Here is an 11,694-nt window from a genome sequence, read left to right as displayed (position 1 = left end):
TGACTTGCCGCCTTGACGCATCACGAATGCTTTTGTGGAAAATAAGCACTCCGACAAGAAGTAACCTCTATCTTAGAGGTAATGAATGTAAACTACGCGTTAATGCGGAAAATCTCAAGCCGGGCGTTTGAATTCGCTAAGCGTTTTAAAGGCCAGCATGATCAGCTGATCTTCCAGCCGGAAACGAGCCTCCAGCGCTTCGCCAATATCGGAAAGCGCCTGCTGGAGCTGGTGAACGTTATCCTCATCGATAGCGTTTTCCAGCGTTGAGTCATAGTAATCCATTATCAGCTGGGTATTGGCATCCAGCTGTGGCCAGATTTTACTGGCGTTTAAAAGCGGACTCTCACCTTCCATTTTATGGATAATGCGTTCATAAATACTGAAGTGTCCGGCAGACAGATAGTCGACCAGACGCTGGCAAAAATTATCGAGCGCTTTCTCATTGAGGCGCATAAACGACTCTTTGCCCGGTTTCAGGCCAACCAGATCGTAGTAAGCCACGAGCAGGTGCTTACGAATATTCAGCCAACGGTCGACCAGTTTATGATGCCCATGGACACGCTCTTTCAGGTGTTCTAACTGGTTTAACATACGTTGACCCTCGTATCGATAAGTTTAAAATCTGCTCATGTCAATCTTGTAAAAATAATGTTAATAACATGCCTGTGAAGCAAAGGTAGCGCAAGAGATATGGATCGAATAATTGAAAAATGGGATCGCGGCTGGTGGATTGTGAGCCACGAACAAAAATTATGGTTGCCTGCTGGGGAATTACCCTATGGCGAGGCGATAAATTTCGATCTTGCGGGCCAGCGCGCACTTCAGATAGGTGAGTGGGAAGGCGATCCGGTCTGGCTGGTGCAGCAGCCGCGTCGCCACGACATGGGTTCGGTGCGCCAGGTCATCGACCAGGATGTGGGCCTGTTTCAGTTGGCGGGGCGCGGCGTACAACTGGCCGAGTTCTACCGCTCGCATAAATTCTGCGGCTACTGCGGGCACACGATGCACCCGAGCAAAACCGAATGGGCGATGCTGTGTAGCCAATGCCGCGAGCGCTATTACCCGCAAATCGCTCCCTGCATTATCGTCGCCATTCGCCGTGATGATTCGATCCTCCTTGCCCAGCATGTTCGCCATCGTAACGGTGTGCATACCGTGCTGGCCGGTTTTGTCGAAGTAGGTGAAACCCTGGAGCAGGCGGTGGCGCGTGAAGTCATGGAAGAAAGTGGTATCAAGGTGAAAAACCTGCGCTACGTGACCTCGCAGCCGTGGCCGTTCCCACAATCGCTGATGACGGCGTTTATGGCAGAGTACGACAGCGGCGACATTGTCATCGACCCGAAAGAGCTGCTCAATGCCAACTGGTATCGCTACGACGATTTACCGCTCTTACCCCCACCTGGCACCGTCGCGCGTCGTTTGATCGAAGATACGGTGGCAATGTGTCGGGCTGAGTACGAGTAAAGAACGAGTGGTGATACACTGTGGGACTGACGCAATAAGGAACTGCAAAAATGACCGAACTGAAGAACGATCGTTATCTGCGTGCGCTGCTGCGCCAGCCCGTTGATGTCACCCCGGTATGGATGATGCGCCAGGCGGGTCGCTATCTACCGGAATATAAAGCCACGCGCGCCGAGGCGGGCGATTTTATGGCGCTGTGCAAAAACGCCGAGCTGGCCTGCGAAGTGACGCTGCAGCCGCTGCGTCGCTACAAGCTCGATGCGGCGATCCTCTTCTCGGATATTTTGACTATTCCGGATGCAATGGGGCTTGGGCTGTACTTTGAGGCCGGGGAAGGCCCGCGCTTCACCTCACCGATTACCAGCAAGGCCGACGTTGAAAAACTGCCGATTCCGGACCCGGAAGGCGAGCTGGGTTACGTAATGAATGCGGTGCGCACCATTCGCCGTGAGCTGAAGGGCGAGGTGCCGCTGATAGGTTTCTCCGGCAGCCCGTGGACGCTGGCGACCTACATGGTGGAAGGCGGCAGCAGTAAAGCCTTCACCGTGATTAAAAAGATGATGTATGCCGACCCTAAAGCGCTGCATCTGCTGCTCGATAAGCTGGCGCAGAGCGTCACGCTGTACCTGAACGCGCAGATTAAAGCGGGCGCGCAATCGGTAATGATTTTCGACACCTGGGGTGGTGTGCTGACCGGGCGCGACTATCAGCAATTCTCCCTGTACTACATGCATAAAATCGTTGACGGTTTGCTGCGCGAAAACGAAGGCCGTCGCGTACCGGTGACGTTGTTTACCAAAGGCGGCGGTCAGTGGCTGGAAGCGATGGCGGAAACCGGCTGTGATGCGTTAGGTCTCGACTGGACAACAGATATCGCCGATGCGCGCCGTCGCGTTGGCCATAAGGTGGCGCTGCAGGGCAATATGGATCCGTCCATGCTGTATGCGCCGCCGGCACGGATCGAAGACGAGGTAGCGACTATACTTGCAGGTTTCGGCCAGGGTGAAGGCCACGTCTTCAACCTCGGTCACGGCATCCATCAGGATGTACCGCCGGAACATGCAGGGGTGTTTGTGGAGGCGGTGCATCGGCTGTCCGAACAATACCACCGCTAAGGAGTCATTATGGATCTCGCGTCGCTACGCGCTCAGCAGCTTGAACTGGCCTCTTCAGTGATCCGCGAGGATCGCCTCGACAAGGATCCGCCGGATCTGATCGGGGGAGCGGATGTCGGGTTTGAGCAGGGTGGCGAAGTGACGCGGGCCGCGATGGTTCTGCTGAAGTATCCCTCTCTGGAACTGGTTGAATACACGGTGGCGCGGGTCGCCACCACCATGCCGTATATTCCCGGCTTTCTCTCCTTTCGTGAAACCCCCGCGCTGATGGCCGCCTGGCAACAGCTGTCGCAAAAACCTGATCTGCTGTTCGTCGACGGGCATGGTATTTCCCACCCACGTCGCCTGGGGGTCGCCAGCCATTTTGGTCTGCTGGTGGATGTCCCGACCATTGGCGTGGCGAAAAAACGTCTGTGCGGCAAGTTTGAGCCGCTCTCTGCCGAACCCGATGCGCTCGCGCCGCTGCTGGATAAAGGCGAACAGCTGGCATGGGTCTGGCGCAGCAAAGCGCGCTGCAATCCGTTGTTTATCTCCACGGGTCACCGCGTGGGCATGGACAGCGCGCTGGCGTGGGTGCAGCGCTGTATGAACGGTTATCGCTTACCGGAACCGACCCGCTGGGCGGATGCGGTGGCATCAGAACGTCCGTCTTTTACGCGGCTTGCAGCAAAAACGCCCCATATCGGGTAAACTGCGGCTAATTTCCGTATTTGAGAACTCATCATGTTACAAAACCCGATTCACTTGCGCCTGGAGAAGCTGGAAAGCTGGCAGCACGTCACGTTTATGGCCTGCCTCTGTGAGCGCATGTACCCAAACTACGCCATGTTCTGCAAGCAAACGGAATTTGGCGATGGGCAAATTTACCGCCGAATTTTAGATTTAATTTGGGAAACGCTGACGGTAAAAGACGCGAAAATCAATTTCGACAGCCAGTTGGAAAAGTTTGAAGAGGCCATTCCTTCTGCGGATGATTACGATCTGTACGGCGTTTACCCGGCGATTGATGCCTGCGTGGCATTAAGCGAACTGATGCATTCACGTCTTAGCGGTGAAACTCTGGAGCATGCGATTGAGGTCAGCAAGGCATCGATTACGACGGTTGCGATGCTGGAAATGACCCAGGCTGGTCGCGAAATGACCGATGAAGAGTTGAAAGAGAACCCTGCCGTTGAGCAAGAATGGGATATTCAGTGGGAAATTTTCCGACTTTTAGCCGACTGTGAAGAACGCGATATTGAGCTGATAAAAGGGCTTCGTGCAGACCTGCGCGAGGCTGGTGAGAGCAATATTGGTATAAATTTTCAGCAATGACACCATAAAACGTGATTTAACGCCTGATTTGTCGTGCCTGAAGGCTTCCCATCCGCCCCCGGTCTGGTCTACATTTTGGGGGCGAAAAAAAGTGGCTATCGGTGCGTGTATGCAGGAGAGTGCTTTTCTGGCATTTCCGTCGCACTCGATGCTTAGCAAGCGATAAACACATTGTAAGGATAACTTATGAACAAGACTCAACTGATTGATGTAATTGCAGACAAAGCAGAACTGTCTAAAACACAGGCTAAAGCTGCTCTGGAATCCACTCTGGCTGCTATTACTGAGTCTCTGAAAGAAGGCGATGCTGTACAACTGGTTGGTTTCGGTACCTTCAAAGTGAACCACCGTGCTGAGCGCACTGGCCGCAACCCGCAGACCGGTAAAGAAATCAAAATCGCCGCAGCTAACGTACCGGCATTTGTTTCTGGTAAAGCACTGAAAGACGCGGTTAAGTAATTCGCGTGGCAGTGAACAGTTTTATCGAAGGGGCGGTTTCGCCCCTTTTGTCCATCTGGCGTCATTCGCTTTGGCTTTCAGGTGTTCTGTTACTGTCAGCCTGTGGCAGCCATTCTGAGCTTCCTCCGTTCACGGCCAGTGGCTATGTTGGCGACCAGGGGGCGGTACGCATCTGGCGTAAAGATTCCAGCGACGATGTTCACTTGCTCTCGGTATTTAGTCCGTGGCGTAAAGGCGATACCACCACCAGTGAATACCGCTGGCAGGGTGATTCGCTCTCTCTGATAGAACTCAACGTATACAGTAAACCGTCGGAACATGTTCGGATACGCTTTGATGACCGGGGCGAACTGAGTTTCATGCAACGTGAAGTCGACGGGCAAAAACAACAGCTTTCCAGCGATCAAATCGCACTTTACCGCTATCGCGCCGATCAAATCCGCCAGACCAGCGATGCGCTGCGTCAGGGACGGGTGATATTGCGTCAGGGACGCTGGCATGTGAATAACACGGTGACGACCTGTGAAGGTGAAACAGTGAAGCCCGATCTGGAATCGTGGGCGATTAACCATATTGAGCGCCGCCAGCGCCGTTCATCCGTAGAGGTGAGCGTGGCATGGCTGGAAGCGCCCGAAGGATCGCAACTGCTGCTGGTCGCCAATGAAGATTTTTGTCACTGGCAGCCGAAAGAGAAAACATTTTAACACCGGATGGCGACGCACATGCGTCTTATCCATCCTCAGTAGTCCGATTAGCGTAGCGCCATCAGGCATTAAGTCCTTTACCAGTGTCCCATTCCCATATGACCGCCACCGCGATAGTTACCGCCGCATCCGCCGTAGCCCATTCCTGCACCACGTGGCACGCCTGCCTCAGCCAGCGCGACATCACGCTTAACGCGTTGCTCATCCAGAGACTGATTCAGAGCCTCCATCTCTTTTGCCACGGCATTAATTTTTGCCGTGTCTGGCGAACTGGCTGTTAACAAGGCGTTGTACTCATAACGTTTGGAGACCAACTGTTGGCGTAATGCGCTGGTCTGTGAGTAGTAATCATCATAAATTTTCTGCGCGGTAGCCTGCTGCTCGGTAGTCATTGGTATGCCGCCCCGTTGCTGCATACCATCCCCATATCCCCAGTGATGTTGCGCCAGCGCTGGGGTGGAGCCCAGAGCGATAAGAGAGAGTGCAATCAGCGCCAGTTTGTTGTTCCGTTTCATTGTCCGTTCTCCTGTTGGTTAGCTTACATTCCCTTTTGCATCTTCCGTGCCAAAGCGGCAATCCAGGCCGTGCGGGCGTTGTTCTCGTCCTCTCGGTAGGGAAGCGAGTAAAAATGACTCGCCAGAATTCGCCTGCGGGTCATTTTTACCCGCTACTTGCAGCAGTTTGTGTCTGAGGGCAGGGTTATCAGAGAGAAAAAATGGCATGATTTCTGCTGTATACCGGTAACGATGAAAGGAAAGGGTGGGTAAAGGGAGAACGTATGCGTCTTTATAAGGACACGGTGGCAAAGTGGTTGAGCAGACTCTTGCTGGCGGCAATCCTGATGTTAGTCGGCTGGTTTTCGATTATGACCATACGGGACTATGGTCGGGAAAGTGATGCCGCACGACAAACGCTCCTGGAAAAAGGCAGTGTGTTGATTCGCGCTCTGGAGTCCGGCACCCGTGTGGGTATGGGGATGCGCATGCATCATGCACAGCAGCAGACGCTTCTGGAGGAAATGGCCGTACAACCAGGGGTGCTATGGTTTGCCGTCGTCGATGAGCATGGCGTCATTATTACCCACAGCAATTCCGCGATGGTGGGTAAATCACTTTATTCGCCCGATATCCTGCAGCAGCTACACCCCGGGGAACAAGAACGCTGGCGGAAAATTGAGATTCCAATGGGGGAGGGTGAAATAACGCCGGCACTGGAAATTTATCGCCAGTTCCAGCCGATGTATGGCCCAGGACGCCATGGCATGGCGCGTTGCGCCAGCAATGACGGGCAGCTTATCACCCCAACGCAGACCATATTTATCGCTTTTGATGCCAGCGACCTGGCCGCGACTCAGGCCAGAGAGTGGCGAAATACGCTGATTGTTTTGTCTGCGCTGGCGGCTGTGCTGCTGGCAACCGTGCTGACGTACTTCTGGTATCAGCGCTATCAGCGCTCGTATAAAGAACTACAGGATGCGATGAAGCGCAAAGAAAAACTGATGGCGCTCGGGCATCTGGCGGCAGGCGTTGCACATGAGATTCGTAACCCGCTTTCATCCATCAAAGGCTTAGCAAAATATTTTGCCGAACGAACACCGGCTGGCGGTGAGTCCCACGAGCTGGCGCAGGTGATGGCGAAAGAGGCGGACCGCTTAAATCGGGTGGTGAGTGAGCTGCTGGAGCTGGTGAAACCTGCGCACCTGACGCTACAACACGTGGATCTCAACCAGATCATCACTCACTCACTCCACCTGGTGAGTCAGGATGCGGCAAGCCGGGAAATCCAGCTACGATTTGCAGCCAATGCCACGCTGCCTGCCATCGAGGCCGATCCCGATCGGCTCACTCAGGTTCTGCTGAATCTGTATCTGAACGCCATTCATGCGATAGGCCGTCAGGGCACAATTACGGTTGAAGCGAGTGAAAGCAGCGCTGATCGCGTTAAAATCGTGGTGACCGATAGCGGGAAGGGGATTGCGCCGGAACAACTGGAGGCCATTTTTACGCCTTACTTCACGACTAAAGCTGACGGAACCGGTCTCGGGCTGGCAGTAGTGCAGAACATAGTCGAACAGCACAGTGGTACCATTCAGGTGAACAGCGTTGAGGGCAAAGGTGCGACCTTTACCCTTTGGCTGCCGACCAAAGTGAAACGACAGGATTAACAAGGATGACGCGCGGAAACATCAATATTCTGGTGGTAGATGACGATATCAGCCACTGCACCATTTTACAGGCGCTGCTGCGCGGCTGGGGTTATGAGGTTGCGCTGGCCTATAGCGGGCGAGCGGCTCTGGAACAGGTGCGCGAACGCGTATTTGATTTAGTGTTGTGTGATGTTCGCATGGCGGAGATGGACGGCATCGCAACGCTGAAAGAGATTAAAGCGCTGAATCCGGCGATTCCGGTACTGATTATGACGGCTTTCTCCAGCGTGGAGACCGCCGTTGAGGCGCTTAAAACCGGGGCGCTGGACTACTTAATCAAGCCGCTGGATTTTGACCGCCTGCAGGAGACGCTGGAAAAAGCGTTGGCGCATACGCGGGAAACGGGCGCTGAACTGCCATCGGCGTCGGCTGCGCAGTTTGGCATGATTGGCAGCAGTCCGGCGATGCAGAAATTGCTCAATGAAATCGCGATGGTTGCGCCCTCGGATGCTACGGTGCTTATCCACGGAGATTCCGGGACAGGGAAAGAGCTGGTTGCCCGCGCGCTACACGCCAGCAGCGCGCGCAGCGATAAGCCGCTGGTGACGCTAAACTGTGCGGCGCTGAATGAGTCTCTGCTGGAGTCCGAGCTGTTCGGTCACGAGAAAGGGGCGTTTACCGGGGCGGATAAACGGCGGGAAGGGCGTTTTGTGGAAGCGGACGGCGGCACGCTGTTTCTGGACGAAATTGGCGATATCTCACCACTGATGCAGGTGCGCCTGCTGCGGGCTATCCAGGAGCGAGAGGTGCAACGCGTTGGCGGTAATCAGACGCTGACGGTTGATGTACGGCTGATCGCCGCCACGCATCGTAATCTGGCGGAGGAGGTCAGTGCCGGGCGTTTTCGCCAGGATCTCTACTACCGTCTGAACGTGGTCACTATAGAAATGCCCGCATTATGTCAACGTCGGGAAGATATTCCGCTACTGGCGGAACATTTTCTCCAGCGTTTTGCCGCGCGTAACCGTAAAGCGGTGAAAGGTTTTACTCCGCAGGCGATGGATCTGCTGATTCACTACGGCTGGCCGGGGAATATCCGCGAGCTGGAGAACGCGGTGGAGCGGGCGGTGGTGGTGCTGACGGGCGAGTATATTACCGAGCGCGAGCTGCCGCTGGCTATTGCCGCGACGCCAATAAAAACAGAATGCAGTGGCGAGATCCAGCCGCTGGTGGAAGTGGAGAAAGAGGTGATTCTGGCGGCGCTGGAAAAAACGGGCGGCAACAAAACGGAAGCCGCCCGTCAGTTAGGCATTACGCGTAAAACGCTGCTGGCGAAAATTTCGCGTTAGCGCTGTTCGCGTTCGATGGCGCGCCAGCCGATGTCGTTACGGCTGAAGCTGCCGTCCCAGCGGATGTCGGTCATCAGGGCGTAAGCGCGTTTCTGCGCTTCGGCGACGGTGTGGCCCAGCGCGGTGGCGCATAGGACGCGTCCGCCGCTGGTCAGCACACGGTCGTCATCGGCAAGTTTGGTTCCAGCATGGAAGACCTTACCGTCAGCCACTTCTTCCAGCGGCAGACCGTGGATCTCGTCGCCGGTGCTGTAGCTGCCCGGATAACCGCCCGCGGCGATCACCACGCCTAATGAAGCGCGCTCGTCCCACTCGGAGGTTTTCTCATCCAGTTTGCCGTCGCAGGCGGCCAGGCACAGATCCACCAGATCCGACTTCATGCGCAGCATGATTGGCTGGGTTTCCGGATCGCCAAAGCGACAGTTGAACTCGATTACCTTCGGGTTGCCCTGCTTGTCGATCATCAGGCCCGCATACAGGAAGCCGGTGTAGGTATTCCCTTCCGCCGCCATGCCTTTTACGGTTGGCCAGATGATGCGTTCCATGGTGCGCTGGTGCACTTCATCAGTCACCACCGGCGCCGGGGAGTAAGCCCCCATGCCGCCAGTGTTCGGGCCGGTATCACCGTTTCCCACGCGTTTGTGGTCCTGGCTGGTGGCCATCGGCAGCACGTGCTCGCCGTCGACCATCACGATAAAGCTCGCTTCTTCACCGTCGAGGAACTCTTCAATCACGATGCGGTGGCCCGCATCGCCAAAGGCGTTACCCGCCAGCATGTCCTGCACGGCGGCTTCCGCTTCTTCGAGCGTCATCGCGACGATAACGCCTTTACCGGCGGCCAGACCATCGGCCTTGATGACGATCGGTGCGCCTTTCTCGCGCAGGTAAGCCAGGGCAGGCTCAACCTCGGTAAAGTTCTGATACTCCGCCGTCGGGATATGATGACGGGCGAGGAAATCTTTGGTGAAGGCTTTGGAGCCTTCCAACTGTGCGGCACCTTCGGTTGGGCCAAAGATCTTCAGACCTGCGGCGCGGAACGCATCGACCACGCCAATCACCAGCGGCGCTTCCGGGCCAACGATGGTCAGGTCAATTTTCTCGTTCTGGGCAAAGCTCAGCAACGCCGGGATATCGGTTACGCCGATAGCCACGTTTTGCAGCGCGGGTTCCAGCGCGGTGCCCGCGTTGCCCGGTGCGACAAAAACGGTATCAACCAGCGGCGACTGCGCCGCTTTCCACGCCAGCGCGTGCTCACGCCCGCCGTTGCCAATCACTAATACTTTCATCGTCTGCTCCGTGGATTAATGGCGGAAATGGCGCATGTCGGTAAAGATCATCGCGATACCGTGTTCATCGGCAGCGGCAATGACTTCATCATCACGGATAGAACCGCCAGGCTGGATCACGCAGCTCACGCCCACGGCGGCAGCGGCATCAATACCATCGCGGAACGGGAAGAAGGCGTCAGAGGCCATCGCGGAACCTTTCACTTCCAGACCTTCGTCAGCCGCTTTAATCCCGGCGATTTTCGCGGAGTAGACGCGGCTCATCTGGCCTGCGCCGATGCCGATGGTCATGTTCTCTTTGGCGTAGACAATGGCGTTGGACTTCACAAATTTGGCGACCTTCCAGCAGAACAGCGCATCACGCAGTTCCTGCTCGGTAGGCTGGCGTTTAGACACCACACGCAGTTCGCTTTCGCCCACCATACCCAGGTCACGATCCTGAACCAGCAGGCCGCCGTTAACGCGTTTGAAGTCCAGACCAGGTACGCGCTGTGCCCATTGACCGCAGGTCAATACGCGCACGTTCTGCTTGGTGGCAGTGATTTTCAGTGCGTCTTCAGTCGCGGACGGGGCGATGATCACTTCCACGAACTGGCGGGAGATAATCGCCTGCGCGGTTTCGGCATCCAGTTCGCGGTTGAAGGCGATAATGCCGCCGAACGCGGAGGTTGGGTCGGTTTTATACGCACGGTCGTAAGCGTCGAGAATAGTGGTGCTCACCGCCACGCCGCACGGGTTGGCGTGCTTGACAATCACGCAGGCCGGCTCGTTGAACTCTTTCACGCACTCGAGTGCCGCGTCGGTATCGGCGATATTGTTATAAGAGAGCGCTTTGCCCTGCACCTGTTGTGCAGTGGCAACGGATGCTTCTTTTACATTCTCTTCTATATAGAAGGCAGCCTGCTGGTGGCTGTTCTCGCCGTAGCGCATATCCTGCTTCTTAATGAAGTTCAGGTTCAGCGTACGCGGGAAGCGACCGGCGGCTTCTTTGCTCTCACCGTGATAAGCCGGAACCATGCTGCCGAAGTAGTTGGCAATCATGCTGTCGTAGGCGGCGGTGTGTTCGAAGGCTTTAATCGCGAGATCGAAACGGGTGTCGAGGGTCAAAGAACCTTCGTTAGCATCCATCTCTTTAATAATGGCGTCGTAGTCACTGCTCTTCACCACGATGGCGACGTCTTTATGGTTCTTCGCGGCGGAGCGCACCATCGTTGGGCCGCCGATATCGATGTTTTCTACCGCATCTTCCAGCGAGCAGCCTTCACGAGCCACGGTTTCGGCGAACGGATACAGATTAACGACAACCATATCGATAGGGGCGATGTGATGCTGCTCCATGATCGCATCGTCCTGGCCGCGACGACCGAGGATGCCGCCGTGTACTTTTGGATGCAGGGTCTTTACGCGTCCATCCATCATTTCCGGGAAACCGGTGTAATCGGAAACTTCGGTCACCGCCAGACCTTTTTCTGCTAACAGGCGGGCGGTGCCCCCCGTAGACAGCAGCTCCACACCGCGTGCGGAAAGTGCCTGGGCGAATTCGATGATACCGGCCTTGTCAGAAACACTGAGCAGAGCGCGGCGGACTGGACGACGTTGTTGCATGGTAAATCCCCTGGATTTGACTATTACAGAGAGCGTTAGGTGAATTCTTGCGTAAAAACTCAGCTAACGCCCCTTACGGGGCATCCTTATTGTGCGGGGGCATTGTAACGAAAACGTTTGCGCAACGCTCGCGAATTTTTCTCTTTCCCTCAATTCCATTCTTTCATCTCTATAGATGAGGGATAAAACCCAGTGACGATTGCAAGCGATCCATATTTTTGTGGATAACTCTGTGTGTAAATGGGTATA

12 protein-coding genes are annotated in these 11,694 nt (G+C 55.4%); 8 read left to right on the top strand and 4 right to left on the bottom strand.

Annotation, left to right across the window (positions count from 1 at the left end; translation table 11 throughout):
* Positions 1 to 114: 114 nt before the first annotated feature.
* Positions 115 to 594, bottom strand: a complete 480-nt coding sequence (locus FDX14_RS21380) for an Rsd/AlgQ family anti-sigma factor (RefSeq protein ID WP_032940921.1) — start codon at positions 592 to 594, stop codon at positions 115 to 117.
* Positions 595 to 693: 99 nt separating this feature from the next.
* Between FDX14_RS21380 and nudC the strand changes: the two genes are divergently transcribed.
* From nudC to FDX14_RS21350, 6 genes are all read left to right on the top strand, one after another.
* Positions 694 to 1,467, top strand: coding sequence for an NAD(+) diphosphatase (gene nudC / locus FDX14_RS21375; RefSeq protein ID WP_137350200.1), 774 nt, complete (start codon positions 694 to 696; stop codon positions 1,465 to 1,467).
* A gap of 50 nt (positions 1,468 to 1,517) precedes the next feature.
* Entirely contained in the window at positions 1,518 to 2,582 is a 1,065-nt protein-coding gene (gene hemE / locus FDX14_RS21370; protein WP_042314226.1) for a uroporphyrinogen decarboxylase, read from the top strand.
* A 9-nt stretch (positions 2,583 to 2,591) separates the two neighbouring features.
* Positions 2,592 to 3,272, top strand: a complete 681-nt coding sequence (gene nfi, locus FDX14_RS21365) for a deoxyribonuclease V (RefSeq protein ID WP_061381955.1) — start codon at positions 2,592 to 2,594, stop codon at positions 3,270 to 3,272.
* Between the two features lie 33 nt (positions 3,273 to 3,305).
* A complete protein-coding gene (locus FDX14_RS21360) occupies positions 3,306 to 3,896 on the top strand; it encodes a YjaG family protein (RefSeq protein ID WP_042314221.1) in 591 nt (196 codons plus the stop codon).
* 186 nt (positions 3,897 to 4,082) lie between these two features.
* Positions 4,083 to 4,355 carry a nucleoid-associated protein HU-alpha gene (gene hupA / locus FDX14_RS21355; RefSeq protein WP_001044509.1) on the top strand — a complete coding sequence of 91 codons (273 nt, stop codon included), beginning with the start codon at positions 4,083 to 4,085 and terminating at the stop codon, positions 4,353 to 4,355.
* Positions 4,356 to 4,366: 11 nt separating this feature from the next.
* Positions 4,367 to 5,059, top strand: coding sequence for a DUF1481 domain-containing protein (locus FDX14_RS21350; protein WP_137350203.1), 693 nt, complete (start codon positions 4,367 to 4,369; stop codon positions 5,057 to 5,059).
* A gap of 77 nt (positions 5,060 to 5,136) precedes the next feature.
* Here the strand turns inward: FDX14_RS21350 and zraP are convergent, their stop codons facing one another.
* Positions 5,137 to 5,574 (bottom strand): zinc resistance sensor/chaperone ZraP, encoded by a 438-nt coding sequence (zraP, locus tag FDX14_RS21345; protein WP_042314220.1) that lies wholly within the window; start codon positions 5,572 to 5,574, stop codon positions 5,137 to 5,139.
* 263 nt (positions 5,575 to 5,837) lie between these two features.
* Between zraP and zraS the strand changes: the two genes are divergently transcribed.
* Complete coding sequence (gene zraS, locus FDX14_RS21340) at positions 5,838 to 7,223, top strand: two-component system sensor histidine kinase ZraS (RefSeq protein ID WP_137350199.1); 1,386 nt, start codon at positions 5,838 to 5,840, stop codon at positions 7,221 to 7,223.
* Positions 7,224 to 7,228: 5 nt separating this feature from the next.
* Positions 7,229 to 8,554 carry a sigma-54-dependent response regulator transcription factor ZraR gene (gene zraR, locus FDX14_RS21335; RefSeq protein WP_061381952.1) on the top strand — a complete coding sequence of 442 codons (1,326 nt, stop codon included), beginning with the start codon at positions 7,229 to 7,231 and terminating at the stop codon, positions 8,552 to 8,554.
* On the opposite strand, the gene purD is transcribed toward zraR, so the two are convergent.
* Both purD and purH read right to left on the bottom strand, forming a co-directional pair.
* Positions 8,551 to 9,840: a phosphoribosylamine--glycine ligase gene (purD, locus tag FDX14_RS21330; protein ID WP_061381951.1), complete on the bottom strand. Its 1,290-nt coding sequence runs from the start codon at positions 9,838 to 9,840 to the stop codon at positions 8,551 to 8,553. The two genes, zraR and purD, sit on opposite strands and share 4 nt — an antisense overlap.
* Positions 9,841 to 9,855: 15 nt before the next feature.
* Positions 9,856 to 11,445: a bifunctional phosphoribosylaminoimidazolecarboxamide formyltransferase/IMP cyclohydrolase gene (gene purH, locus FDX14_RS21325; RefSeq protein ID WP_137350198.1), complete on the bottom strand. Its 1,590-nt coding sequence runs from the start codon at positions 11,443 to 11,445 to the stop codon at positions 9,856 to 9,858.
* Positions 11,446 to 11,694 lie beyond the last annotated feature (249 nt).

It is taken from the genome of Citrobacter sp. wls710 (assembly GCF_005281115.1).
GTDB classification, from domain to species: Bacteria; Pseudomonadota; Gammaproteobacteria; order Enterobacterales; family Enterobacteriaceae; genus Citrobacter; species Citrobacter werkmanii.
The sequence above is the reverse complement of the archived record's forward strand: the minus strand, read 5'-3'. Positions and strand labels throughout refer to the sequence as shown.